Origin of the sequence: Streptomyces sp. NBC_00691, assembly GCF_036226665.1 — a bacterium.
Classification (GTDB): Bacteria; Actinomycetota; Actinomycetes; order Streptomycetales; family Streptomycetaceae; genus Streptomyces.
In genome coordinates this window covers 440,237-465,803 of record NZ_CP109007.1, presented here as the reverse complement: position 1 = coordinate 465,803, position 25,567 = coordinate 440,237, and the positions used below count along the sequence as shown (strand labels likewise).

23 protein-coding genes and 2 pseudogenes are annotated in these 25,567 nt (G+C 73.0%); 11 read left to right on the top strand and 14 right to left on the bottom strand.

Annotated elements, in window-relative coordinates:
- Positions 1 to 110 precede the first annotated feature (110 nt).
- From OG392_RS02250 to OG392_RS02230, 5 genes and pseudogenes are all read left to right on the top strand, one after another.
- Positions 111 to 404 (top strand): annotated as a pseudogene (locus OG392_RS02250) (carbonic anhydrase); the annotation flags it as partial.
- A gap of 449 nt (positions 405 to 853) precedes the next feature.
- Positions 854 to 1,504 (top strand): DUF4360 domain-containing protein, encoded by a 651-nt coding sequence (locus tag OG392_RS02245; protein ID WP_329274943.1) that lies wholly within the window; start codon positions 854 to 856, stop codon positions 1,502 to 1,504.
- A 172-nt stretch (positions 1,505 to 1,676) separates the two neighbouring features.
- Positions 1,677 to 2,405, top strand: a complete 729-nt coding sequence (locus tag OG392_RS02240; RefSeq protein WP_329274941.1) for a dienelactone hydrolase family protein — start codon at positions 1,677 to 1,679, stop codon at positions 2,403 to 2,405.
- A gap of 291 nt (positions 2,406 to 2,696) precedes the next feature.
- On the top strand, positions 2,697 to 3,845 hold the full coding sequence (locus OG392_RS02235; protein WP_329274939.1) for a tetratricopeptide repeat protein: 1,149 nt from the start codon (positions 2,697 to 2,699) through the stop codon (positions 3,843 to 3,845).
- 71 nt (positions 3,846 to 3,916) lie between these two features.
- A complete protein-coding gene (locus OG392_RS02230; protein ID WP_329287017.1) occupies positions 3,917 to 4,969 on the top strand; it encodes a polyprenyl synthetase family protein in 1,053 nt (350 codons plus the stop codon).
- A 67-nt stretch (positions 4,970 to 5,036) separates the two neighbouring features.
- On the opposite strand, the gene OG392_RS02225 is transcribed toward OG392_RS02230, so the two are convergent.
- Both OG392_RS02225 and OG392_RS02220 read right to left on the bottom strand, forming a co-directional pair.
- A complete protein-coding gene (locus OG392_RS02225) occupies positions 5,037 to 5,633 on the bottom strand; it encodes a SixA phosphatase family protein (RefSeq protein ID WP_329274937.1) in 597 nt (198 codons plus the stop codon).
- 84 nt (positions 5,634 to 5,717) lie between these two features.
- Positions 5,718 to 6,948 (bottom strand): annotated as a pseudogene (locus OG392_RS02220) (PP2C family protein-serine/threonine phosphatase).
- A 256-nt stretch (positions 6,949 to 7,204) separates the two neighbouring features.
- On the opposite strand from OG392_RS02220, the gene OG392_RS02215 reads away from it, so the two are divergent.
- Positions 7,205 to 8,059: a DMT family transporter gene (locus OG392_RS02215; protein WP_329274934.1), complete on the top strand. Its 855-nt coding sequence runs from the start codon at positions 7,205 to 7,207 to the stop codon at positions 8,057 to 8,059.
- Positions 8,060 to 8,078: 19 nt separating this feature from the next.
- Here the strand turns inward: OG392_RS02215 and OG392_RS02210 are convergent, their stop codons facing one another.
- The 7 genes from OG392_RS02210 to OG392_RS37505 all read right to left on the bottom strand — a co-directional run bounded on the left by OG392_RS02210 (position 8,079) and on the right by OG392_RS37505 (position 15,901).
- The gene (locus tag OG392_RS02210; RefSeq protein WP_329274930.1) at positions 8,079 to 8,987 is read right to left on the bottom strand and encodes an ABC transporter permease; all 909 of its coding nucleotides are present in this window, start codon (positions 8,985 to 8,987) and stop codon (positions 8,079 to 8,081) included.
- Entirely contained in the window at positions 8,984 to 10,093 is a 1,110-nt protein-coding gene (locus tag OG392_RS02205) for an ATP-binding cassette domain-containing protein (protein ID WP_329287014.1), read from the bottom strand. The genes OG392_RS02210 and OG392_RS02205 overlap by 4 nt, the downstream gene beginning before the upstream one ends.
- A gap of 128 nt (positions 10,094 to 10,221) precedes the next feature.
- Positions 10,222 to 10,377, bottom strand: a complete 156-nt coding sequence (locus tag OG392_RS02200; protein ID WP_329274928.1) for a VenA family class IV lanthipeptide — start codon at positions 10,375 to 10,377, stop codon at positions 10,222 to 10,224.
- Positions 10,378 to 10,422: 45 nt separating this feature from the next.
- Positions 10,423 to 13,152, bottom strand: a complete 2,730-nt coding sequence (gene lanL, locus OG392_RS02195) for a class IV lanthionine synthetase LanL (protein ID WP_329274925.1) — start codon at positions 13,150 to 13,152, stop codon at positions 10,423 to 10,425.
- A gap of 226 nt (positions 13,153 to 13,378) precedes the next feature.
- Positions 13,379 to 14,173 carry an SDR family NAD(P)-dependent oxidoreductase gene (locus OG392_RS02190; protein WP_329274922.1) on the bottom strand — a complete coding sequence of 265 codons (795 nt, stop codon included), beginning with the start codon at positions 14,171 to 14,173 and terminating at the stop codon, positions 13,379 to 13,381.
- A gap of 133 nt (positions 14,174 to 14,306) precedes the next feature.
- On the bottom strand, positions 14,307 to 15,713 hold the full coding sequence (locus OG392_RS02185; RefSeq protein WP_329274920.1) for a sulfatase family protein: 1,407 nt from the start codon (positions 15,711 to 15,713) through the stop codon (positions 14,307 to 14,309).
- A 95-nt stretch (positions 15,714 to 15,808) separates the two neighbouring features.
- Positions 15,809 to 15,901 carry a putative leader peptide gene (locus OG392_RS37505; RefSeq protein ID WP_443054651.1) on the bottom strand — a complete coding sequence of 31 codons (93 nt, stop codon included), beginning with the start codon at positions 15,899 to 15,901 and terminating at the stop codon, positions 15,809 to 15,811.
- A 363-nt stretch (positions 15,902 to 16,264) separates the two neighbouring features.
- On the opposite strand from OG392_RS37505, the gene OG392_RS02180 reads away from it, so the two are divergent.
- The 4 genes from OG392_RS02180 (at position 16,265) to zwf (ending at position 20,265) form a co-directional block, all read left to right on the top strand.
- On the top strand, positions 16,265 to 16,945 hold the full coding sequence (locus tag OG392_RS02180; protein WP_329274918.1) for a class I SAM-dependent methyltransferase: 681 nt from the start codon (positions 16,265 to 16,267) through the stop codon (positions 16,943 to 16,945).
- A gap of 50 nt (positions 16,946 to 16,995) precedes the next feature.
- Positions 16,996 to 17,622 (top strand): hypothetical protein, encoded by a 627-nt coding sequence (locus OG392_RS02175; protein ID WP_329274915.1) that lies wholly within the window; start codon positions 16,996 to 16,998, stop codon positions 17,620 to 17,622.
- Positions 17,623 to 17,705: 83 nt separating this feature from the next.
- On the top strand, positions 17,706 to 18,596 hold the full coding sequence (locus OG392_RS02170) for an oxygenase MpaB family protein (RefSeq protein WP_329274913.1): 891 nt from the start codon (positions 17,706 to 17,708) through the stop codon (positions 18,594 to 18,596).
- 196 nt (positions 18,597 to 18,792) lie between these two features.
- A complete protein-coding gene (gene zwf, locus OG392_RS02165; protein WP_329274911.1) occupies positions 18,793 to 20,265 on the top strand; it encodes a glucose-6-phosphate dehydrogenase in 1,473 nt (490 codons plus the stop codon).
- A 111-nt stretch (positions 20,266 to 20,376) separates the two neighbouring features.
- Here zwf and OG392_RS02160 read toward each other — a convergent pair whose 3' ends face one another.
- Both OG392_RS02160 and OG392_RS02155 read right to left on the bottom strand, forming a co-directional pair.
- On the bottom strand, positions 20,377 to 21,060 hold the full coding sequence (locus OG392_RS02160) for a YqeB family protein (protein ID WP_329274909.1): 684 nt from the start codon (positions 21,058 to 21,060) through the stop codon (positions 20,377 to 20,379).
- Positions 21,061 to 21,267: 207 nt separating this feature from the next.
- A complete protein-coding gene (locus OG392_RS02155) occupies positions 21,268 to 22,098 on the bottom strand; it encodes an alpha/beta fold hydrolase (protein WP_329274907.1) in 831 nt (276 codons plus the stop codon).
- Between the two features lie 484 nt (positions 22,099 to 22,582).
- Here OG392_RS02155 and OG392_RS02150 point away from each other — a divergent pair, with 484 nt between their 5' ends.
- Positions 22,583 to 23,014 (top strand): subtilase-type protease inhibitor, encoded by a 432-nt coding sequence (locus OG392_RS02150; RefSeq protein WP_329274905.1) that lies wholly within the window; start codon positions 22,583 to 22,585, stop codon positions 23,012 to 23,014.
- Between the two features lie 203 nt (positions 23,015 to 23,217).
- Here OG392_RS02150 and OG392_RS02145 read toward each other — a convergent pair whose 3' ends face one another.
- The 3 genes from OG392_RS02145 to OG392_RS02135 form a co-directional block, all read right to left on the bottom strand.
- The gene (locus OG392_RS02145) at positions 23,218 to 23,598 is read right to left on the bottom strand and encodes an FKBP-type peptidyl-prolyl cis-trans isomerase (RefSeq protein WP_329274902.1); all 381 of its coding nucleotides are present in this window, start codon (positions 23,596 to 23,598) and stop codon (positions 23,218 to 23,220) included.
- Positions 23,599 to 23,672: 74 nt separating this feature from the next.
- Positions 23,673 to 24,473, bottom strand: a complete 801-nt coding sequence (locus OG392_RS02140; RefSeq protein ID WP_329287013.1) for an ATP-grasp domain-containing protein — start codon at positions 24,471 to 24,473, stop codon at positions 23,673 to 23,675.
- Positions 24,474 to 24,610: 137 nt separating this feature from the next.
- Positions 24,611 to 25,498, bottom strand: coding sequence for a LysR family transcriptional regulator (locus OG392_RS02135; protein WP_329274899.1), 888 nt, complete (start codon positions 25,496 to 25,498; stop codon positions 24,611 to 24,613).
- Between the last annotated feature and the right edge of the window lie 69 nt (positions 25,499 to 25,567).

Here is a 25,567-nt window from a genome sequence, read left to right as displayed (position 1 = left end):
TTCCCGGCGTCGGGCGATGCACGACCGTGCGACCCCGACGCGCCGTACGTTCCTCGCGTGAATCCTTCCTCTGAACCTCACATATCCCAGGACCCCACCGGGGCCGCTTCCTCGTCCTCGGACACCAGCCGTGCGGCGCCGTGTCCGCGGCCGTGCACGCGGAGCAGACCGGTGAGCGGCTCCCCGCGCACATCCAGTACATCGCCGACCAGATCATCCCCGCGATCGATCACACGCACGAGGGCACCGCCCGCATCGACGCGACCGTGTCGGCGCAGGTGCGGCGTGTGCGGTCGCGGCTCGCCGCGGAGCCGGACCTCGCTTCGAGGATCGGCGCGGGACGGCTGGCGATCGTCGGCGCGCGCTACGAACTCAGCAGTCAACTGGTCCACACCGTCGACTGACCGCTCGCCCCGCCCCTGGCCGGCCGGTGCGCGGACCGGCCGGCCAGCGGCGGCCCGGCCCGGGATCGTGGCGCTCTTCCCTGAGGGGCAAGAGGCGGCGCGGTGCACTTCCACGCCAAAAGAAGGCGGTACGCGACGCGGTTATTGGCTTGGCGCCGTCCTGCCCAGAGCTGCGTCGACACCTAGCATTCGACCATCCCCGCCGACATCGGTGGGGATGGTCGGACAGAGCTCATACGCATGATAGTTCAACCATTGTCTGTTGGACTACCCCACCGCGTCGTTCTGGCCTTCCGCATCCCTCGCACCGCGCACCAGGCCTCCACCGCAGGAGGTCCGTGACGGCCGCCGCCGCGATCGAGCGGGGCGCGCCGCGTCATCCCGCCCGTGGCACCGACGCACCCGTGCGTCCGCGCCCGCCGGGAACCGAAGCACCGGATGGGAGAGACATGAGAGTTCCCCTGCTCGTGAGCGGGGCGGCTGCCGCCCTGCTCGCCTCGGTCCTGCCCGCTCAGGCCGGCCCCTCGTCGATCGTCGACCCGCCGCCGGACAGGATCGTCATCGACATCGCCACGGTGAACGGATCCGGCTGCCCGCTGGGCACCGCCGCCATCGCCGTCTCCGAGGACAACACCGCCTTCACCGTGACCTACAGCGAGTACCTCGCGCAGGTGGGAGGCGGCTCGTCGCCCACGGCGGCCCGCAGGAACTGCCAGCTGAACCTCCTGGTGCACGTCCCACAGGGCTTCACCTACGCGATCGCCAGCGCCGACTACCGCGGCTACGCCTCCCTCCAGCGTGGCGCGAGCAGCACGGAGAAGGCCTCCTACTACTTCCAGGGCTCCCCGAACACCGCCTCCCGCACGCATACCTTCCGGGGCCCGTACGAGGACAACTGGCAGGCGACCGACGACACCGACTGGGCGCAACTGGTGTGGGCGCCCTGCGGCGTGCAGCGCAACTTCAACATCAACACCGAACTCCGGGTGAACGCCGGCACGTCGGCCGCGGGCGCCACCAGCTACATGACCATGGACTCCACCGACGGTGACATCAGCACCGTCTACCACCTGGCGTGGAAGGAGTGCCCGGCCGACTGACACACCCGGCGGCCGGGCGCACCGCGCCGACGCGCCCGGCCGCCGACCGGCACCAGCCCGCGCACCGCGGCCCGCGCTTCGCGGAGCCCGGAGACACGGCCGGGACGGACCACTGTCCGCCGGCGGTGAACAACCGTCCGGGCGAACTCGACGGTCATTACAGTCGAGTCGCATGACGACGGTCACCACACGCACAGTGGAGTATTCAGCCGACCACCTGACGATGAGCGGGCACCTCGCGCTCCCGGCCGGTGCCGATCACCGGCCCGCGGTGCTGATCGGACCCGAGGGGGTGGGCCTCAGCCATGTCGAGCGCCGCCGGGCGGAGGCCCTGGCGGAGCTGGGGTACGTGGCACTGGCCTTCGACCTGCACGGCGGGCGCTATCTGAGCGATCCCGAGGAGATGCTGGCCCGTTGCCTGCCCCTGCTCGCCGATCCGGACCGGATGCGCGGCATCGGCCACGCGGCGCTCGACGTGTTGCGCGCCGAACCGCGGGCCGACCTCGACCTCGTCGCGGCCATCGGATACGGCACCGGGGGCGCCATCGCGCTGGAACTCGGTCGCGACGGCGTCGACCTGCGCGCGATCGGGACGGTCAACGCACTGACCACGGGCCGACCGGACGAGGCCGCGCGCATTCGCTGCCCGGTGTGGGCAGGAGTCGGATCGGAGGACCCGATCATGGGGACCGCCGCGCAACGGGAGGCGTTCACCGCCGAGATGCAGGCCGCGGGAGTCGACTGGCGCCTCACGGTCTACGGCGGAGCCCTGCACGCCTTCCACCACCCGACGGTCGACCACGTCACGCCCCCCGGCGTCGGCTACCACCCGCGGCACGCACAGCGAGCCTGGAGCGACATCGTCGGCCTGCTCGCGGAGTGCCTCCCCGTCACGCGGTGATGCGGCCGGAGATCGAGGCCCCCTCACGCCCGCCGTCCTCGACTGCGGCTGAGCCGATGTTCCCCGGGGCCTGACTCCCGCGAGGAGCCGTGCCCGGCAGGAGGGCTCCCTCGCCGGTGGCCACCGACGACGTCCGTCTCATTGAGGACGTCGAGCCACCGCGTAGTACTTGAGGACGATCTTGTTGCCCCTACGGAGACGGACATTGCTCCGGAGAGGGAACCCCGTCCCGGGACAGACGTCTTGATCCTCGCGTCGGCTCGATCGTCGAGCCGACCCGAGGAGGTTCTGATGGCAGGTCAGGTGACGGACAGGCCGGCGAGGGCGTCGGCGCCGGAGTACCAGGGAGCGCTCGGGTCGCTGTCGGTGAACGCCTCCCTGCCCGAGGTGCTCGCCCGGGGCGTCCGGGAACTCCAGGCGGCGGAGGAGGCCGGGGACCTGCGGGAGGCGGCGCGCTGCGGACTGGCCGTCGCGGAGGCGTGCCGCAGGCTCGGGCGGATCGAGGAGGCCGACCGGGCGTGGAAGGCGAGCTACCGGGCGGCCCGTTCGGCCGGTCACGAGGGGGCCATGGCGTGGGCGCTCTGGAGCGGCGGCACGCTGGCCCGTCAGCGCGGTGCGCTCAGGCTCGCGTACCGGCTGCTGGGGCTCGCCGCCGAGGCGGGCGAGCGGGGCGGGGACATCGTCGTGCGGGGCTACTCGCTGGCGGGGCTCGCCGAGACCGGACGCATCCAGGGCGACTACGAGGCGGTGGGCAGGCTGCACGAGCAGCTGCTGGCCGAGGCACGCCGTCGCGGCGAGGCCCGTCACACGGTCTGGGCGCTCGAGGGCATCGCGCAGATGCACCGCAACACCGGCTCCTACGACAAGGCCCTGGCCCTCTTCGAGGAGGCTGCCGAGACGGCCTCGCGCGCCGAGGACCGCCGCGGGTGGGCCTGGGCCCTGCGGGGGATCGCCGACGTGGTGTCCGTACGGGACGGGGACGTGGAGCGCGCCCTGTCCCTGCTGTCGCGGGCGGAGGAGGCATGCCGGGAGATACGGCTGGCCAGCGCGCTCGCGTACAACCACAAGATGCGGGGCAACGTGCTCTACCGGGCCGGCCGCCACGAGCAGGCCCGCGAGCTGTACGCGCAGGCCCTGGCGGAGTTCCGCGACATGGAGGAGCCGCGGGGGGCCGCACTGTCGCGGCTGGGACTGGTCAAGGCCGAGGCCCGACTGGGCCGCGAGGCCGCGCGCACCGCCGCGGAACTGGCCGAACTCCGCACGACGCTGAACCGCATCGGACTGCGGCACGCCCGGGACATGGTGGACAAGGCCGCGGCCGAGCTGGGAGTCGGGCCCCTGCCGGACCCCGAGGGAACCGGGGCGGGGACGGACGGCCCGGTGCTGCCGGCGGTCGGGACCGACGCCCTGCGGAAGGCCGACGTGGAGGGCCTGCGGTGAGCGCCCTCCCGACCTCCGCCCCGCCGCTCCGCACGCTCGACGCCATTTCAGGCACCACGGCGGTGACCAGGGTGGGTGCTCCGCGTGCGCACGAGGCCTCGGCGGCTCTCCTCCTCGGGCGGTGCCGTGACCGGGTGCGTCCCGCCCTCGTGGAGGCGGTGGGCCGACTGCACCCCTGGACCGGCGAGATGGCGGCGTACGGGCTGGGCTGGGCCGACGCGGCCGGAACCCCGGGCCCCGGCGGATCCGAGGGCAAGGGAGTGCGTCAGGCGCTCGCCCTCCTCGGGGCCGAGGCCGTCGGCGCGGACGGCGCCGACGCGGTCCCCGGCGCCGTAGCCGTCGAACTCGTCCACACCTTCTCCCTGCTCCACGACGACATCATGGACGCCGACGCGCTGCGCCGGCAGCGCCCCGCGGTGTGGAAGACCTACGGGACCGGGCCGGCCGTCCTGGCCGGCGACGCGCTCCTCGCCCAGGCCGTGACGACCTTGGCGGAGGCCCCGGGCCACCAGACGGCGGCCGCGGTACGGCACCTCTCCCACACCCTGAACACGCTGGTCTCCGGCCAGGCGGAGGACCTGCGCTTCGAGGAACGTCCCTGGTCCGGGCCCGGAGCGGTCGAGCCGGACGAGTACCGGTCCATGGCCGAACACAAGACGGGCGCGCTGCTGGGCTGCGCGCTCGCGCTCGGCGCGATCCTCGGCGGCGCCCCCGACCGGACCGTGGCCACGCTCGACCGAGCCGGACGCCATCTCGGCCTCGCCTTCCAGGCGGTGGACGACATCCTCGGCATCTGGGGCGACCCGGGGGTGACCGGAAAACCCGTCCACGCCGACCTCCGGCAGGGCAAGAAGACCGCCCCGGTCCTCATCGCGCTGTCAGCCGGAGGCAAGGCCGCGCACACCCTCGGGGCGCTGCTGGCATCCGGCACCCGGATCGACGGAGAGAACGCCGAACACGCCGCGGCTCTCGTGGAGGAGGCCGGCGGACGGACCGGAACCCGCGAGGAGGCGCGCCGGCACCTGGACGCCGCCCGCCACGCCCTGCGTGAGGCACCGCTCCGGCACTCCGCGGCGGAGGAACTGGACGTGCTGTTCGCCCACTTGCTCGACCGCACCTGGTGAAGCGATGGTCGGCGACACGAGCCGGGGAGCGGGCAGGGCAGTCGGCTGCGCGCGCGTACGGCCCCCCTCAGGAGGAGTCGCGGACCCCACGAGGAATCGCCAGGTCCGCCAGGACCGCTTCCCCCGGGCGCAGACCGGACCAGGTGCCGGACCAGGTCAGGACGGCGATCGCGGACGTCGGAAACTTGGTCCGCACCCGGTCCAGGAGGTCCTCGTCCGCTCCCACCGCACCGGCCGCCTCGTCCGCACCGGCGGCCAGCAGCAGGACCAGGTCCTCAAGCCCCGGGTTGTGCCCGACCACGATCAGCGTCTCGACCTCGTCGGACACCCGGTGGAGGACATCGAGCAGTTCCGGGCCGTCCGCCCCGTACAGCCGCGGGTCGTGACGGGTCGGCACCGGGCGGTCCAGCTCCGCGGCCGCCAGCTCCCAGGTGTGGCGGGCACGCCGGGCCGGGGAGCACAGGGCGAGATCGGGCAGCCCGTGTGCCCCGGCCAGATGGCGCCCCACGGCCGGGGCGTCCCGCAGCCCGCGCGGGCCGAGGGGCCGGTCGTGGTCGGCGACGCCCTTCGGCCAGGCGCTCTTGGCGTGTCGCAGGACCAGCAGCCGCCGGGGCCGGCCGTGGCGGGAGGGGCTGTGCCCAGGGGGCTCGGTCGAGGGATGCACCCTGCTGAGCGTACGGCGAGGGTCGCCGAACGGCCATGGACACCGAAGGCGGACCGGCACATGGTCGCGCCCGCCGCCCGGGGCTCACAGCCGGATGACGACGAGCGCGGTGTCATCGGTGTTGCCGGTGGTGTTCAGGAGGTCCGCGAGGAGGCCGTCCGCCAGGGCCTCGGGGTTGTCCCGACCCCGTAGCCGCAGGGAGTCGGCGAGGCGGGCGAGGCCGGCGTCGATGTCCTCCGTGCGGCGCTCGATCAGGCCGTCCGTGTACATCACCAGCGTCGCGCCCTCGCAGAAGGCGGTGGTCGCCTGGGGACGGGAGACGTGTGCGGGGCGGGCGCCGAGCGGCGGGTCGGTCGCCCGGTCGAGGAAGACCACGTCGCCGCCGGGGGTGAGCAACGCGGGCGGAGGATGGCCGGCGCTGCTGTAGGTGAGGGTGTGCGTGGTCCAGTCGATGAAGGTCGTCGCCACGGTGGACGACTCGGCGCCCTCGACGGAGCGGGCATAGAGCCCGAGGACCTCGAGTGCCTGGGCCGGGCCGTCGGCGACGAGCGTCGCCGCGCTCAGTGCGCTGCGCAGTTGTCCCATGACGCAGGCGGCGTTGAGGCCGTGGCCCACCACGTCTCCCACGGCCACCGCCATCCGGTCCCCGGGGAGGCCGACCAGGTCGTACCAGTCACCGCACACGTTGAGGCCGCCGACCGCGGGGCGATAGCGCACCGCCGCCCGGTGGTGCCCGACGGGGCCGGGGGAGGGGAGCATCGCCGCTTGGAGGGCCAGGGCCACTTTGCGCTCCCGGGCGTGCGCCTTGCGCAGGCGCTCGTTGACCTCCTGCAGTTCCCGGGAGCGCGTGTAGAGCTCCGCCTCCAGTCTGGCCGCCTTGGTGGTGCCCCCCCAGACCGCCCCGTGCGCGGATGAGCGGAGTGACCTCCTCCACCCGGTGCACGATCAGCACCACCTGATCGTCGGAGCCCAGCACGGGTGCGTTGACCGGGCTCCAGAAGTGTTCCTGCCAGTGGCCTGGCCGCCGGGAGTCCTCGATGTCGTAGCGGAGCAGTGCCATGGTGTCGCGCTCGCCGGTGGACACCACGCGCAGCATCGACGCCTCGGTCTCCCGCATGCCGGCAGCGGCCGGGTCGTCCGGCCTCTCGGGAAACGCGTCGAAGATGTAGCGGCCGACCAGCTCCGCGCGGGAGCGTCCGGCGAGACGCGCGAAGTCCTCGTTGACGTCGACGTACACCAGGTCCGGGGTGAGCAGGGCGACCATGCCGGGCAGGGCCTGGAACACGGCTGCGTAGTCGACCCGCTGTTCGTCCATTCCACTGCCGTCCCGACGTCGAGCCGTCCTCATGTGCCCTTCCACGATAGGAGGGACGCGTCGCGGCGGCCGGAGTGCTGTCCCCCACGACCGCGGCGCATCACCCGTTCGGCCCTATGGACATACGGCCAGGGGGCCCGCCGGACCGTTCGCGAACACCGTCGTGCTCCCCGACCGTTGGCCCGACCGGGTCCTCGGTACGGGCGCCGACCGGTGTCGCCCCCTCGACGGCGGCCGTCCCGGTGAGGATCGGTCCATGGGCATCGTCCTGCCGGTCCTCTTCTCGCTGTTCGCCGCGTTCAGCAACGCGCTGGCCACGGTGCTCCAGCGGCGTGCGGCGCTCACCGTCCCGCAGTCCGACTCCTTCCGGCCCGGACTGATCCTCGACCTGCTCCACCGTCCCCTGTGGCTGGCCGGCATCCTCGCCGTCATCGCGGCCGGTGTCGGACAGGCGGCGGCCCTCGCGACCGGGCCGCTGGCCCTCGTACAGCCGCTCTTCGTCCTCGAACTCCCCCTCGCCCTGCTGATCGCCACCCTTCTGACGCGGGAACGACTGCCCGTCCGGCTCTGGGCCGCCGTGGCCGGGGTCGTGCTCGGCCTCGGCGTGGCGCTCATGGCCGCCTCGCCCACCGGCAACCGCACCCATGTGGCGGTGGACCGCTGGGTTCCGGTGCTGGTGGCCTGCGCCGTCGCCGTGGTGGCCCTCACCGTCGTCGGACTCCGCCGACCGGCCGGGCGCGCGAGGGCCGGCTGTCTCGGGGCCGCGACGGCGATCTGCTACGCCCTGACCGCCGCCCTCATGAAGACGTCCATGCACATCCTCGGCGACGGCGGCATCGGCGCCTTCCTGACGGCCTGGCAGACCTATGCCTTCGGCGCGGCGGGTATCGCGGCCCTCCTGCTGCTCGAACACGCCATGCAGGGAGGTCCGCTCGTCGCCTCGCAGCCCGCCCTGACCCTCGGCGACGCCACCGTGAGCCTGTGCCTCGGCGTCCTGCTGTACGAGGAGCACGTACGGGCGGGCTGGTGGCTGCTGCCCCAGCTCGCGGGGGTGGCACTGATCGTCGCCGGGGTGTTCACGCTGGCTCGCGGCGGAGTCGGCACGACCTGATCACGACCGGCGCGCCGGGTCACTCCGGACGGTTGAAGCGTCGCGCGGCCCAGAGCAGGGCGAGGACGCCGGTGGCGAGGAGAAGACCGGCTTCGAGAGGGAGGGGCGGCTGCCGGCCTGCCCATTCGATGCCGGAGGCGGCCTGCGGGCCGGGCACGCGATGGGTGACGCAGCGGCGGAGCAGGTCCACCGCGTAGGCGAGCGGGTTGGCGGCGGCGAGGGCGTGGGCCCAGCCGGGCAGGGAGTGCAGCGGGAAGAAGCCGCCGGAGAGGAACAGCAGCGGCATCATGACCACGCCGAGGAGCGTGTGGAACGTCTCCGCCCGGCGGAGGGACACGGCCAGGGTCAGGGCCAGGGCGGTGATGGTGAACGAGGCCAGGATCATGCCGCCGAGGAGCAGGACCAGGAGGAGCGGGTCGTAGGGCAGGCCGACCACACCGATGAGGCTCAGCAGCACGGCGCCCTGCGCCGTGGCCGTCATGGTGCCGCCCGCGCAGTGCCCCAGGAGGAGGGTGGCGCGGCTGACGGGGGCCATGAGGAGCTCCCGCACGTAGCCGCTCTGCCGGTCGGTGATCAGCCGGATGCCGACCATGATGGCCGGCGTCTGCACCGTCATCATCAACATGCCGGGGAAGAGGTAGGTCTGGTAGCCGACGCCCAGGGAGGAACGGGGGATGAGGGCGGCCAGCCCGCCTCCCAGGACGAGGAGGTAGAGCATCGGGTGGAGCAGCATCAGCGCGGTGTGGGTGCGCTGGCCCGCCAGGCGCAGCAGGTCGCGGTGGACCAGGGCGTGGACCGCGCGCAGTTCGTGCCGGAGACGGGCGGCCCGCCCGCTGCCGCGGATGCCGGAGCCGTGCGGAGCGCCCGGGACACCGGGGCCGTCCGGAACGTCGGCCGTGCCCGGTGTCCTGACGGTGAGGTCCGTCATCGGTGACCACCGGCTTCCGGCGTGCTCGCGCACGCGGGCACGGGGTCGGCGGGGCGGCGCCCGGTGGTGTCGAGACTGCGGCCGGTGTGGTGGAAGAAGACGTCGTCGAGCGTGGGCGGGGCCGCGGAAGCGGCGTGGACGGCGATGCCGTGGCGTTGCAGGGCCGCGCAGAGGCGCGGGATCCAGGTGCTGCCGTCCGGTACCCGCAGGGAGACTCCGTCGGCGTCCGCGGTCACGGCGCGGTCCGGCGGAACGACGCCGCGCGCGACCCGTCGTGCCGCCGTGTCGTCGCCGGTACGCAGGACGACCAGGTCGTCGCCGATCGCGGCCTTCAGTGCGAGGGGCGTGCCCCGCGCCACAATGCGGCCGCGGTCGATGATGGCGATGCGGTCACAGTTCTCCGCCTCGTCCAGGTAGTGGGTGGTGACGAAGAGCGTGCTGCCGTCCCGGTCGCGCAGCGCGCGCAGATGCTCCCAGACCCGGGCGCGGGCGTGCGGGTCGAGTCCGGTGGTCGGCTCGTCCAGGAACAGCACACGGGGGGAGTGCAGCAGAGCGCGGGCGATCTCCAGCCGGCGGCGCATGCCACCGGACAGGGTGCGTACGGGGGAGCGCCGCCGGTCGGCCAGTCCGGCCGTCTCGAGCACCTCGGCGGCGCGCGATCGGGTACGGCGGCGGGACAGCCCGTAGAGGCGGGCGTGGATGAACAGGTTCTGTTCGGCCGTGAGGTCCGGGTCCAGCGCACTGTGCTGGAAGAGCATGCCGACCCGGCGCCGCACCTCGTGCGGCCGACCGAGCACGTCGGCGCCGGCGACGACGGCGTGACCGGCGGTGGGCCGGGCCAGGGCGCAGAGCACGGCGATCGTGGTGGACTTCCCCGCGCCGTTGGGCCCCAGGAAGGCGAAGGTCTCGCCCTGCGGCACGTCCAGGTCCAGGCCGCGTACCGCGAGGGTGGTCGTGCCGTGCGGGCCCGGATAGCCCTTGACCAGGCCGCGTGTGCTGATGGCGTACACGGGCTCGGGAGCGTGAGGTGCGGCGGCCGTACCGGCGACGGCGGCCGTCACGAGGGTCGCGGGGCTGCGCTCGTCGCCACCGGCGGGTGGCTGCATCGGGTCTGATCGGTCCTCGGCACCGGCGGGTCGCTGCATGGGGTCGGTCCTCGTCTACGGGTTCGCCCTGGGGACATCCGGCCGGCGGCTTCCCGGGTGGGCCGCCGGCCGGATGGTGGGTGCCGGTCCTACGCGCAGCTGATGCCGATGCAGACCGTGTTGAGGAGGGTCAGCAGGCCGACGCACTCACACGTCGCGGCGAACGGCGCTCCGTCGGCACCGACCGGGTCGGTCTCCGGAAGGGCGTGGAGGCGGGCCAGCAGTTCGATCTCGTTGTTCTCCATGGGTTTCTCCTTCTTTGTGCGAGCTGGCGACAGACGTGCTGCCGCTCAGACCGGCTGCTGGACCATCCAGTGCCGGGGGTCTGTGTGCCGGATCCTCAGGAGGAAGGCCAGGATTCCGGCGGATCCGTCGCTCCAGCTGGTCGAGACGTCCCCGTACTCGTTGGGGAAGACCACCTGGGCGCGGCGGTGGGCCCTCTCACTGACGAGGAGGCGGGCCACGTCCTCGGCCATGGTCCGGTGGACGGGGTCACCCGTGGCATCGGCCATGTCGAGGAGGAAGTCACCGTTGCCCGCGAGCCCGTGGCACTGGGCCAGGGCCGCGCGGGAGGCGCGTTCGGTGACGGCATGGGTGCTGCGGCGGGCGAGTTCGCCGAACCTGTCGTCCCCGGTGGCCTGCCACAACCGGACGAGGAAGGTGCCGATGCCCGCCGAGCCGTGGCACCAGTACGGGGCCGTGGGCGGGTCCGCGGACTGCGCGGGCCACTGGGCGGCCTCGCCGGTGAGTACGGCGTGGGCCAGCAGGTGTTCGCCGGTCTCCACCGCGAGGTCCAGATGCTCCCGGCGCCGCGAGACGGTCGCGGCGGCGAGGAGGAAGCAGCCGATCCCGGCCGCTCCGTGGGCGAAGCCGAGGTAGCGATTGCCGCCGTCCGGGGAGGCCGCCTCCGCGGGTACCGGCCAGCCCACTCCGTCCCCACCGCGCTGCGCCGAGGCGACGAGCCGGTCGGCCGCGTCGACGGCCAGCTCGGCGAAGCGCGGATCACCGGTGCGGTGCCACAGATGGACGGCGGCCAGTCCGCTCCCCGCGCTGCCGTGGGTGATGTCGTGATGGGGTGTCGACTGCTGCGGAGCCAGCGCCAGAGCCGACGCGTGGTCCATGAGCCCGTGGTCGTCCACGGCGCGCCCGGCGTCGTACAGCGCCCAGGCCGTTCCGCGTCCGCCGAAGTGCAGACCGGGGCGGGTGGAGCGGAGGTCGGTGCGGTCCGCGATCCAGTGGCCCGCGGTGGAGATCACCTCGGGCAGGCGGTCGTCACCGGTGAGCTCCCAGTACCGCGTCAGTACGGCCAGGACACCGGCCGCGCCCTGTTGCACGGTGCAGGGGTCCGTCTCCCCGGCCATGGTGGACACGGGCCACAGCCGGCCCTCGTCCACCGGCGTCATCGAGGCGACGAGATGGTCCACGATCCCCGCCACCGCCTGGTCCACGATTCCCGCCGCCGTGTCGCGCCGCTCCTCGCCCAGGCTGCCGTCGGGGCGGTCGTCCAGCGGCGCCCGCGGTGCGGAGCGGCTCCGCGGCCGCGACCGGTCCGCCTGCCGGAGGGCCTCGCGCGCCCGGTCGGGATCCCACCGCTCGGCGGGGTCGTCCTTCATCAGCCCGAGGACCGTCGCCGCCAGGTCGCCCGGCAGCCGGAGCGGCTCCGTACAGGCGGCCAGCCAGTCGGCGAGCCGCTGTTCCGCGGTCCTGGTGGCGGGCTCCTCGGGCAGCAGGTTCGGTACCTTCCCGGCCAGGACGAAGCACACCGTGGCACCGAGGCTGTAGTAGTCGCCCGTCGGACTGACGGGTGCGTCGGCCAGGCGCTCGGGGGCGCTGAAGCCGGGGGTGCCCACGCGGGTCGGCAGGGCGGCCTCGTCCTCCAGGACGGCGAGTTCGAGGTCGATCAGGCGCAGCTCGCCGTCCGGGCGGACCATGACGTTGCCGGGTGTGAAGTCCCTCAGGACACAGCCTCGGGCGTGGGCCGCGGCGACCAGCTCGACCAGACGCTCGACCTGGGCCAGGGCGTCGACCCGGTAGCGTTCCGCTCCGACGTCGCGGAAGTGCTCGGCGACCCAGGTGCGCAGCGTGACGCCCGGTACCTCCTCCTGGGCCAGGAAGAGGTGCCCGCCGTGCTCGAACAACGCCAGCGCTTCCGGAGCCAGTCCCGTGCCCTTGAGCTTCTCCAGCGTCCGGGCCTCGGCGCGCAGCCAGTCACGGACGTCGCACCCGGAGGCGTCGGCCTCCACGTGCGGCCGGGCTTCCTTGATCACCACGAGGGCGTCCGTACGGACGTCGCGGCCCCGGTAGACGCCGCCCTTGTTGGTGTGCCGGATCGCCTCCCGCACCGCGAAACGACCACCGAGCAGCACCGGAGCGGCCGTGCCTCCCGCCGCGTCCTGTCCCTCCGCCGCGCGCGGCACGACGGAGACCGTGGCAGGGAAGGGGGAGACCGCCCACGCGGGCGGAGAGTACTGGCCGGTGCGCTTGTCCTCCACGGGATTGCCGTCGGGGTCCTCGATGAACCACACCAGCAGACCGTCGTCCGAGAGCCGCCTCCGGCCGACGAACGCGCCGTACCGGTAGTGGACCAGCGAGTTCACGGCGTACGGCTGGTCGGACAGGATCCGCGGGCCGGCCAGCCCCGTCGTGGCCCTGTGCAGCTCGCGGGCGAGCCGGGCCGCCTCGGCGTCGGAGCGCGGGTAGACGGTGATGAACTTGCCCGAGCTTCCCCGGGGCGTGGCGCGGGAGTTGAGCGCGCTCACCTGGTCGAGCGACCGGGCGAACTTGAACGCCGACTCCTCTCGGAGCAACACGTCGAGGGCCTTCTCGAGGACAGCCGGCGCGGAGGCGGCCGTCGCCGACAGATGCAGCTTCCACCCCTGCTCACGCCGTGTCCCCGACTCGGGCGTGACACGGCACCACATCTCGTCCGAGTCGGCCGACCAGCGCGCGCCCGTACCCGTGGCGTGCAGCGCCTTGTGGAGGAGGGCTTCCAGTTCGACTTCGGTAACCTGGCTCGTCATTGGCTTCCTTCTCGACGGTGAGGTCCGCTGACGAGAAGGTTCCCGACGACATCGGCGGACCAACACGCCCCCGCCCGCATTCACTTGATTCAGCGAGCGCACAGCGCGACGGCGCGGCCAAGAGGTGCGCCCAGCGCAGAAGCAAGCTCACGAACCGACGCCCCTGCGCCCGCGCGCCAGGGCGCGCCGTACCGGCCGCGGCGGCCCCCCGGCGCCGGTACCTCCGCTACGGCAGGATGGAGTCGACGTACCCGCCGTCCACACGCAGCGCGCCACCGGTGGTGGCGGACGCCTGCGGGGAGGCGAGGTAGACCACCATGTGGGCGATCTCCTCGGGCTCGATGAGCCGCTGCAGCAGGGACTGCGGACGGTGCTCGCGCATGAAGACGCGTTGTGCTTCGTCCCACGGCAGGGAGCGGTCCACCAGCTCGTACACGAACTGCTCCACGCCGCCCGTGTGCGTGGGTCCGGCGATGACGGAGTTGACGGTGACCCCCGTCCCCGCCGCCTGCTTGGCGAAGCCGCGCGTCACCGCCAGAAGCGCTGTCTTGGACATGCCGTAGTGGATCATCTCGGCGGGGATCACCACGGCCGAGTCGCTCGCGATGTTCTGGATCCGCCCCCAGCCGCGCTCGCTCATGCCGGGAAGGTACTGACGGATGAGCCTCACCGCGGCCAGGACGTTCACCTCGAAGTAGCGCCGCCACTCGTCGTCGCTGATCTTCAGCGGGTCGGCCTCGCCGAAGACGCCGAGGTTGTTCACCAGGATGTCCACCTGAGGCAGCACCTCGGCGGCCAGCCGCGCGCCCTGCTCGGTGGCGACGTCGGCGACCACCGGAACCAGATCCGCGCCGGGGACCTCGGCCCGCAGGTGGGCGACGGCCCGCTCGACGCGTTCCCGAGTCCGCCCGTTGACGCCGACGCGGGCTCCGGCCCGGGCCAGACCGGTGGCGATGGCGGCGCCGATCCCCTGGGTGGAGCCGGTGACCAGCGCGGTACGTCGTCTCAGATCGATGAGCATGGGCGGACGTGCTCCTCACAGCACTCGACGAGTCCATCGGACACCCCCGCCCCGTGCCCCTTTACCCGCCCGGACACGGGGAGCACCGGAAAACCGCGCACCGCCCTTCGTACGGCCCACTCGCCGGCCGGGCTCAGTAGCGGAGCAGCCCCGCGTCGATCCGTTCCCAGGCCGCCCGCAGCTCGGCGAGTCGCGCCTGCTCGAACGGTGCCCGGTCCGCCTGCTCACGGGAGTCCTCGGACAGATCGAAGAGCTGGTCGCGGCCGGACTTGCCCCGGTAGTACTTCCAGTCGCCGCGGCGCAGCGCCCGCTCGCCCCGCACCCGCCAGAAGAGATCCCGCTCGGGAACGTCGGCGCCGCGGAGCAGGTGCCCGGCGATGCTGGTGCCGTCGAGGGGGTACGCGGGATGGGGGCGGGCCCCGGCCAGGTCGAGCAGGGTCGCCGTCCAGTCGGGCGAGAACACCGGCAGGTCGCTGACCTGGCCGCCGTCGATCCTGGCGGGCCAGCGCAGGATCGACGGCACGCGGATGCCGCCCTCCTGGAGCGAGCCCTTGTTGCCGGCGAGCGGCCAGTTGTAGGAGAAGCGCTCGCCGCCGTTGTCGCTGGCGAAGAAGACGAGCGTGTCCTGCTCCTGGCCGGAGCGCTTCAGCGCCTTGAGGACCTGTCCGATCGAGCGGTCGAGGTCCTCGACCATCTCCTGGTACTTCGCGACGGAGCCGCCGTCCTGGTGCCAGAGGGCGGAGCGGTCGCCGGCCTTGATGCGCCGGACGATCTCGTCGCTCGCCTCCTTGTCTCCGTCGGCGATCCAAGGCCAGTGCGGGGTGGTGAAGTTCAGGTTGAGCAGCCAGGGCTCGTCGTGGTCGCGGCTGACGTACTCGCTCGCGCGCTCGGTGAGGATCCGGGTGTAGTAGCGCAGGTCCTTGTACTCGGCGTCGCCCTCGTAGAGGTCGTACTCGCCGCCGAGGCCGAGCTTGGAGTAGTACTCCAGGGCTCCACCGAAGTTGCCGAAGAACTCGTCCCATCCGGAACGGGTGGGGGAGTAGTCGGGCAGGTAGCCGCAGTGCCATTTGCCGATGAGGGCGGTGGCGTAGCCGGAGTCCCGGAGGAGTGAGGCGAGCGTCGGATGGGTGGGTTCCAGGCCGACGGACCTGTCGGCTATCGGCTCGGCCAGTCCGCCCTTCGTCCGGCCCGGGTAGCGGCCGGTGTAGAGGCTGAATCGGGTGGGGGAGCAGGTGGCGGAGCCGGAGTAGGCGTCGGTGAAGCGGACGCCGTCGCGGGCGAGGCGGTCCAGGTGGGGGGTGCGGATGTGCGGGGAGCCGTACGAGGAGAGGTCGGCCCAGCCGAGGTCGTCGCCCAGGATGAAGAGGATGTTGGGCCGCCGGGAATGGCGGCGCGGGTGCGCGGCGCGGAAGGGCCTCTCCCGCGGGTCGGCCGCGGTGGCCGCCGCCTGTGCGGCGGGGGCGGTGGCTCCGAGCGCGGCGGCGGCCGCGGCGCCGGCGGCGACCCCGCCGAGGGCACGGCGGGACAGGGGCGTGGACATACGAATCTCCAGGGGGCGTGCGGGCATGCCTCCGGGGCCCGGCGTGCGGGTGTGCGGAGGGAACGCGGGTACGGGGGGAGCGGAAGGACGTCCGGTCAGCGGCAGCGACAGACAGCGCTCGCGACACGGACGAGGTCCACGTGTCGGCGCTGGACGGTGGTGACCGACTGGTCACGGAGGGGCTGCATGGGTCAGGAGTCTTGCCGAGCCGGAGGGGGTCGTCAACGGCGTACGGGCAGGTCGACGCGCGTAGTTCGCATGATCGACATGACGGCGGTCGGCCGTGCGCCGCACGCACAGCCGGTAGAGGGCCGCGGTGACCGGGAGCCCGACGATCCACGAGGTGTCGGCGCCGTCGAGCCGCTTGAGGAGCGCGCCGCACAAAGGCTCTCCCGCCGCGCCGGACCGGTTCGGGGCCGGGACGACCGCCGGAGACGTCGGACAGGTCGGCCGATACGCGGCCAAGCCCGTCACGCCTTCCCCGGCCGCTGTTTCTTGCCGGAACGGCAAATTTCGCGCCACGAGAAGGGCCGGATGGGCATGGTGGATCCGTGACCGAGAACATCGCAGCGGGAACGCCCGCGCACGCCGCTTCCTCGCCCTTCGACGACTATGCCGGCGACCCCGCCGTACGGGCGGAATGGGACAGCCGCTACGCCGACCGGCAACAACTCTGGAGCGGCCGACCGAACGGTGCGCTCGTGGCGGAGGTCGCCGGACTCACCCCCGGCCGGGTCCTCGACGTCGGCTGCGGCGAGGGCGCGGACGCCGTCTGGCTGGCGCGCGGCGGCTGGGACGTGACCGCGCTCGAGGTCTCGGGCGTGGCCCTGGAGCGGGCGGCCGGGCACGCTCGGGACGCGGATGTCGCCGTTCACTGGGTCCACGCCGAACTGACGGACGCGGCCCTCGCGCCGGGATCCTTCGACCTGGTCTCCGCCCAGTACCCGGCCCTGCTGCGCACCCCCGACGCCGCTGCCGAGCGCGCGTTGATCGGGGCCGTCTCCGTCGGAGGGGTGCTGCTGCTCGTCCATCACGCGGGGATGGACACCCGGGATCCGGACGAGAGCGGCTTCGACCCGGCCGACTACGTCTGGCCCTCGATGGTCACGGCCCTCCTCGGCGACGACTGGGTGGTGGAGGTGGACGAGCAGCGCGCCCGCGTCGCACCCGACGGCGGGGCCGGCGCGCACCACACGGACGACCTCGTGCTGCGCGCCCGCCGGCTGCGCTGACCGGGCATCACGTAGCCGCGCCCGGACGACATCGAACTAGTCTTCGGTGCATGGCTCTGCGACCTGACGAATTCTACGAACACGCGCTCGCCGCCGCCGACGCCGAGCAGCGGCTGCCGCTCGCGCGCATGACGGGGTGGAGCATCAGCCCGTTCGAAGCGGACGGATTGCGCGTCTCGCCCCTGCGCCCGCCCGTTCTGCCCGAGCCTCCGCGACACGGCGAGGACCCGTCGGACTGCGAGTCGTGCCGTGACCGGGGCGATGGGATCTGGTTCAACGACAGATGGCGGCTCACGCGGATCGCGGGAGTCGGCGTCCCGCTGGTGCTCATGCTGCATCCGCTCGACCACTACGACATGGCCGACCTGCCCGACGAACTGGCCGCCGAGTTGGGGATCCTGTCGGCCCACCTCGTCCGCCATGTGCAGGCCCTGCCCCACATCTCGCGAGCCCACGTCTACCGCATCGGGGACGGGGGCGCGCACCTGCACATCTGGTTCTTCGCCCGGCCCGAGGGACAGGCCCAGCTGTACGGGTCGTGGATGCCGGTCTGGGACGATCTGCTGCCGGAGTACCCGGCCGATGTCGCGGACGCGGACGCGGCGGTCGTGGCGGACGCGTTGGCCGCCTCGGCCGGCGGGCATCGCCCGGCCGTCGGGGACGTACCGCACGACTGATCACCGGGGCACCTGCGCTTGATCACCGGGGCACCCGCGTTGCCGGCGGGGCGTTCCCGTCGCTCGCGCGCGAGGATGGAGGCGTGAACACGACCGGGAAGTCGGGTCCGGGGCTGCGTGAGCGGGTCGGCGCCAGCCTCTTCAGCCATGTCGCCGGACCGTCCGGGCCACAGAACCGGGCCCGTATCCACGGCGCCCCCGGCCCCCGCTGGTTCGGCCCGGAGCGGCCCATCCGCACCGTCCACGGGGACGCGTCCATGTTCGTCGGAGGCCTGAGCGCGCTACTCCTGCAGTCCCTGCACCCGCGCGCGATGGCCGCCGTCGCCGGGCACTCCGGCTTCCGGGGCGATCCCTGGGGGCGCCTCCAGCGGACCAGTACCTTCCTCGCCGTCACGACCTACGGCACCGCCGACGACGCCCAGAGCGCCGTCGACCGCGTGCGCGCGGTGCACGAGCGGATCAGGGGAACCACCCCCGCCGGAGAGCCGTACCACGCCGCCGACCCGCACCTGCTGTGCTGGGTGCACGTGGCGGAGGTGGACAGCTTCCTGCGCGCACACCGGCGTTTCGGCGCCGACCCGCTGGACGGCGCCGGCTACGACGGGTACATCGCCGACGCGGCCCGCGTCGCCCGTGCCCTCGGCGTCCCCGATCCGCCGCGCGACCGTGCCGCCCTCGCCGCCCGGCTGGCGAGCTACCGCTCCGAGCTGCGCGCCACGGCACAGGCCCGGGACGCGGCCCGCTTCGTACTCCGCGAACCCCCGTTGCCGTGGGCCGCGCGGGGCCCCTACGCCGTCCTCGCGTCGAACGCGGTCCGGTTGCTGCCACCCTGGGCGCGCACCCTGCTGGGCCTCCACCCCGCGCCGTACCTGCCCGAGGGGCTCGTACGGGTGTCGGGGCGGGCGCTGACGGGGACGATCCGGTGGGCCATGGCGGCTCTCCCGCCCCGTGAGGAGCCCACCGAGCCACGCTGAGACCCGACCCCCGTGCGGGACCGCGTCGCTCTGTCGGCCTGCCGGGGGGTGCCGGACTCCCGCGGCGGCACCACAGTGGGCCCATGAAGGTGAGCCGGGCGGCGCGCGCGATGGCCCGGCCGCACCACCATTCAGCGGCAGGGCCCGCTCCGCGACGCACGGGGGGCCGGCGGCCGTGGCGAAAGGAAGATCCGACGTGGCCACACCCCCCAGCTCCGGCGGGCACACCCCCGACGACCACGTCATCGTCATCTCCGGTGCCACCGGCGACCTCGCCCGCCGCAAACTCCTGCCGGGCCTGTACCACCTGTCCAGAGCGGGGCTGCTCCCCGACGACTACCGGATCATCGGATCGGCTCCCGCGGCGGTCGCCCTGGGCGACGACGCGTTCCGCGCACACGCGCGCGAGGCGGTCACCGAGTTCGGCCGGACCAAGCCCGAAGGCGCCGCGTGGCGGGACTTCGAGAGCCGGCTGGCCTTCGGCGCCGCCGACCCGGACGATCCCGGCCCGCTCGTCGCCGCCGTGCAGGAGGCCGAGCGGGCGATCGGCGGCAGTCCACGGCTCCTCCACCACCTCGCCGTCCCCCCTCAGGCGTGCGCCTCCGTCGTGGGGACACTGGGTGCCTCCGGACTCGCCCGGAACGCCCGCGTGATCGTGGAGAAGCCCTTCGGCACGGATCTCGCCTCCGCCCGCGCTCTCAACCGGTCCCTCCACTCCGTCTTCGACGAATCGCGCGTCTTCCGCATCGATCACTTCCTGGGCAAGGAGTCCGTCGACAACATCCTCGCCCTGCGCTTCGCCAACGGACTCCTCGAGCCGGTCTGGAACCGCGACCACATCAGCCACGTCCAGATCGACGTTCCCGAACACATCGACATCCAGGGCCGCGCCCACTTCTTCGAAGGCACCGGCACCTTCCGCGACATGATCGTCACGCACCTGTTCCAGCTCCTCGGGTTCGTCGCCATGGAACCGCCGGCCACCCTCGACGCGAACTCCCTGCGCGCGGAGAAGGACAAGGTCTTCCAGAGCCTGCGCCCCGTCGACCCGGCCCGGGTGGTCCGCGGACAGTACGACGGCTACCGCGCCGAACCCGGGGTCGATCCGGCCTCCGACACCGAGACCCTCGCCGCCCTGTGCCTGGAGATCGACAACTGGCGCTGGGCCGGCGTCCCCTTCTACCTCCGCTCCGGCAAGGCCCTGGCCGAGAGCCGCCACGTGATCACCCTCGGCTTCCGCGAACCACCGCTGCGCATGTTCCCGCCGGCCGCCCAGGACTCCGCCGACGGCCGCCACAACGAACTGGTCATCGACTTCGACGACCCCGGGACCATCACCGCACGCTTCCTGGCCAAGCGGCCCGGCCCCGACATGCGCCTGGCCCAGGCCGAGATGGTCTTCGACTACGCCGGTTCCTTCAACCAGGACCATGCCCTAGAGGGATACGAGCGCCTCATCCTCGACGCGATGCTCGGTGACCAGTCCCTCTTCACCGACGCCGCGGGCATCGAACGTCTCTGGGAGGTGGCCGCTCCGTTGCTGCAGTCCCCGCCGCCGGTGGAGCCGTACGCCCGGGGATCCTGGGGTCCGGACAGCCTGCGAGAGCTCATCCGGCCGCACCGCTGGTACCTTCCCGAGGGCAGCGCGGTGCCGCCGAGTACGACGTGAACGGTCGGCAACGGGTCGTCTCCGAAGGGGCTGTACGCGTCGTCCTCCCCGCCGCGGCCCCGCCCTCTCCCGGAGTCCTCGACGCCCACTCGCAGCCCTGAGCCTTCCCGGTCACACCGTGCGGTACTGCTGGGACTTGCCGCGGTCCCGCACGCTGACGCCTCGTGCCCACAACTCCTCACGGGCCGCGTCGGCGGCGCCGGTCCGGTCGTCCTCGATCGCCCGTCGGCGCTTCCGCAGCAACGCGTGGGCGGACTCGTCGAGGTCCGGCGTGTGGTCGACCCAGGAGGTGTACGCGGACTCGTGCGGGTCGACGGTGCCGCACCAGGGATAGCCGTGCCGCTCGAACGCGGACCGCAGGCGACCCGCGAGGCCGCTGTCGACCCGGGTGCGGACGTGCTCCTCGCCGTCGGCACCACGCAGCACCAGGTCGTGCCCGTCGGTGAACACCTCGGCGAACTGCGCCCGTCCGACGTGGCGACCGCCGCCGTCGGCATGGACGACGACGCTGTCCGCGCCCACCTCCACCACGGGATTCTCCGCGCGCCAGACGCCCGCCAGCCATGCCCCGGCCGACGCGCCGACGAGCGTCAGCACCGGCACGGCCCAGGCGAGCGGCAGGGCGGCCACCAGCCTGAGCGGGCCCGGTGCGCTGTCGAAGAGGCGGTTCGTCCAGTCGGCGACCGGGCCCACCGCGAACGCGGCACCGACGCCGAGCGAAGCCCCCAGCAGGATGACGACCCACAGCCACGCGTCGGGCAGGCGCACCGTGACCGGGGGTTCATGCTTGACCATCGTCGCTCTCACTCTCTCGGACCCGTCCCCTGACGGGCCCGGCCCGGTAGCTCTTCCGGCCAGCTTCACAGGCCGGTACCGGGCCGGACATCGGCCAAGAGTCTCCGAGACGGCGGCACGCGTACGACTTTGGTCGCGGCCCTCAGCCGGCCCGCGGGGAGCGACGCCCGCCGGAGCCCCGCACCTCGTGCGGCGGTCTCCGCCCCCTCACTCCTCGACGAAGGCGAGGAGGTCGGGGTTCACGGTGTCGGGGTGCGTGGTCAGCATCCCGTGGGGGAGACCCTCGTAGCTCTTCAGCCTGCCGTTGCGCAGCAGCTTCGTCGACAGGGGTGCCGAGTCGTCGTAGGGGACGATCTGGTCGTCGGTGCCGTGGGCGACGAGAACGGGCACATCGATCTGCTTCAGGTCCTCGGTGAAGTCCGTCTCGGAGAACGCCTTGATGCAGTGGTAGTGGGCGTTGGCCGCGCCGCTCATGCCCTGGCGCCACCAGTTGTCGATGACGCCCTGGGACACCTCGGCGCCCGGGCGGTTGAAGCCGTAGAACGGCCCGGCCGGGACGTCGACGTAGAACTGGGCGCGGTTGGCGACGAGGGAGGCCCGGAAGCCGTCGAACACCTCGATCGGCAGGCCGCCCGGGTTGGAGTCGGACCTGACCATGACGGGCGGGACCGCTCCGACGAGCACGGCCTTCGCCACTCGCCCCGGCTTGGCGCGGGCGACGTACCGGGCGACCTCGCCGCCCCCGGTCGAGTGGCCGATGTGGACGGCGTCGCGCAGGTCCAGAGCGTCGGTCACCGCTGTCACGTCGGCCGCGTAGGTGTCCATGTCGTGTCCGGTCGCGCTCTGGCCGGAACGGCCGTGCCCGCGCCTGTCGTGGGCGATCACGCGGTAACCGTGCTCCAGGAAGAAGAGCATCTGGTTGTCCCAGTCGTCGCTGCTCAGGGGCCAGCCGTGATGGAACACGATCGGCCGCGCGTCGCGTGGCCCCCAGTCCTTGTAGAAGATGCCGGTGCCGTCCTGTGTATGGACCGTTCCCACGGATTTCCTCCGCCCGGATGGTGCCGATGGGATGACCCTGGCGGGCCCGCCCCTGTGGGTGTTCACGGAAATGAGGCATTCCTCGGATTCGGCACGGTCCCTGCGGACGCCTGCCGAGGCGCGGCCTCGTGACAGAACATACCGGCAAGCGGCATTTCTCTCATTTGGGGCAATAGGGGTGAGGGTGAGCGTCGCTAATCGGTCGTACTGAACGACCGGTCGGTAAACCTGACGCGTCCTTGCGCAGGCCGGCGGTCGCCGTGGGGCTGCAGCGAGCGGGTGCGGGGCCGTGGTGAGACCGTCCGGCATCGGGCGTGACCTGCTGAACATTCATTCGATCACCGGCATGTGGGTGCGCATGTCCGGATAGTGACCGCGAAGGTGCGGTCGCTCTCTGTGTCAGACACACTCCGAAGCGCAAGCGGGGCGGTGATCGAAAGGTAGATGCCGCCTCAACTCTTCGAATCGAAAGTGAGTCACTGTCATGCTTCGCCGTTTCGCTGCGATCTCCGCCTCCGCTCTCCTCTGTCTCGCCGGCACCGCCGGCGCCGCGGAGGCCCGGACGGACAGCCTGTACGCGCCCTCCGCCGTCGTGCTGAGCATCAGCAAGGGCTCCGACGTGAGCTCGGCCGTCGTCCTGCGGGCGGTCACGCTCAGCTGCGCGCCGACCGCCGGCGGAACCCACCCCGCCCCCGAGGCCGCCTGCGCCGAGCTCAAGGCCACGTCGGAGCGCGGCGCCTTCGACGGTCTGCTGACCTCGCCCGATCCGGACCGCATGTGCCCGCAGCACTTCGACCCCGTCACCGTCACCGTGGACGGTGTGTGGGAAGGCTCCCGCACCTCCTGGGAGTACACCTTCGCCAACACCTGCACCATGGGCGTCACCCTGAACTCAGGCGCGGCCTTCGCGTTCTGACCGCCTCAGGCGGACCGGGCTCTGTCCGTGCGACATCAGCCCGCCGCATGAGACCGCCCCGGGGTGACGGCGCTGACTCCCGCGCCGCTCCCAGGGCGGCCCCCCCCGGGGCATCCGGTTCGCGTGTGGTCGCACGCGTCGGCATCGCCCCCGGACGGCTCGGCCGTCGACCGGGCGGAGCCGCCGAGCCGGCGGACTCCGCCTCAGACCGCGACCGAGAGCAGGTCGACCACGAAGACGAGCGTCGAGCCCGCCGGGATCAGCGGCGAGGGCGACTCCTTGCCGTAGCCGAGGTGCGGGGGCACGACGATCTCGCGCCGGCCGCCGACCCTCATCCCCCGGATGCCCCGGTCCCAGCCCTTGATGACCCTGCCGCCGCCCACGGCGAACTTGAACGGCTGGTCCCGGTCCCAGGAGGCGTCGAACTCCTTGCCGGACGCGAAGGTGACCCCGACGTAGTGAACCCGGACGACCCTGCCCGGCTTCGCCTCGGGCCCGTCCCCGACGACGAGGTCCCGGATCGTCAGTTCGGTGGGGGCGTCCCCCTCGGGAAGCTCGACCTCGGGCTTGGTCGGTTCAGTCATCGCGGCCTCATCGCTCTCCGCCGCACGCCGTCGTACGGACCACCGGGCGCACGGTCGTTCCATGCGGTGGCTCATCACGCTACCGGCGCTCCGTCGCCGGCTCGGCGGCGGCCGTGCCCGTGCGGCCCGAGACGCGCTGCCGAACCGTGCCGAACGAACGGGAGATCCTCCGGCCTCACCCGCTCGCGCGGCCCCGCCGCACGCAGCACGACATCCAGGACTCGGGCCGGATCTGCGGCGTACGCGTGCGAGAACCACGCCATGTTGGCCTCCACCACGGCCCACCGACGGCCCGGGCGGTACGCGTCGAGGAGCTGCCCGACATCCACCACGACGGCGCTCGGCAGGGTGGGCCCGGCCGCGGCGACCAGACGGTCGACGAACGCGGCGATCTCCGCGGCCAGGGGCCCGTGCCCGTCGAGCGGACGGGGGTCGAGCCTGCCGAACACGGCGTACCGGCTGGCCGCCGCGATCCGTCCGTCGAGCAGGAACAGCCGGTACTCGGCGGCGAACGTCACCACCTCGGACAGCAGCACCGGCGTCATGGGATCGAGGCCCGCGGGCAGCCGGGAGCCGTCGGCGTACACGTCCGCCGGGAAGGACTTGTCCCGTGGGGGCTTGACGAACGTCGGCCGGCCGATCGCCCACGCGTCAGCGAGCGTGGCCGTACGGACCTCCCGCCCGGTGAACTCCTCCGGGAGCTCGGCGAGCCAGTCGTCCGCCGGTTCGAGCAACGCGATCCCCAGCCGCCCCGCCAGCCGGGCCCCCGCTTCCGGCCCGCCGTACCAGTACGCCGGTCCCGATGCCCCGGAGAACCCCTCCGCGGCCACGACCGCCATTCCCCGTCCCGCCGCCTCGACGGCCATCAGCTCCATCGTCGATGTCCGCCGCCCCGGCATGACAAGCACCATGATTCCCCCTCACGACGTGCCGAGCCGCCACGGTAGACCCGCCCCGGGCCGACCGCACCCGGGTTCCAGGCCGTGCGGCGCGTGGGCGGCGCGCCCGCACCTCAGGTGACGGTTCCCCGCTCCAGGAGAGTCATCAGTGCGCGGGCCGCCGGGCTGGTGGCCTGCGGCGGTGGCAGCAGGGCCACCGTCTCGTAGACCGCCTCGCCGGCGTCGGTGAGAGCGACGGCGTGCAGGGACTCCCGCTTGTGCCGGAAATGCCGCGGTACGGCGGCGACACCCAGGTCCTCCTCCACCAGGTCCAGGAGGCTGTGCACGTCGTTCACCTCCAGCCCCACGGTGCGCGGCACGCCCGCGGAGGCGAAGGCGGTGTCCGTGGCCCGACGCGGACCCCAGCCGGGATGGAAGTCGACGAAGTCCTGCTCGGCCAGGTCCCGGAGCGCGAGGGCCGGCCGGGCCGTGGCGAGCGGGTGCGCCGGGTGACACAGGAGCGTCATCGGCTCGGCCGCCAGCGGCACCGCGCGCAGCTGCTCGGAGTCCGCCCGGGTGCGGTACGCGAAGGCCAGGTCGAGGCGCCCCGCGGCGACGTCCTCGGCCAGCGCGAGCCCGCCCTCCTGTCGGAGCCGTATCTCCACCTCAGGGTGCCGTCGCCTGAACGCCGCCAGCAGCCCCGCCACATGGACACCCGCCACACACTGCTCGGCCCCCAGGGAGAGCGTGCCGCGCACCACGCCCTGCACGGCCGCCACCGCGTCGTGCGCGGCCCGTACCCGCGCGAGGATGCGCTCCGCCTCGACCAGCAGCGCCCGCCCGGCCTCCGTCAGCGTCACCCGGCGGGTGCTCCGTACGAACAGCGGAGCCCTCAGATCCCGCTCCAGGGCCCGGATCGACGCCGAGAGACCGGACTGGGAGACCATGAGCCGCTCCGCGGCCCGCGTGAAGTGCCGTGCCTCGGCGACGGCGACGAAGTGCTGGAGATGGCGCAGTTCCATGATTCAGAAGGCTACTCGCTGAATCGCATCGGATTCTCCTGTTGGATTCATGCCCCCGGGACAGGGGAG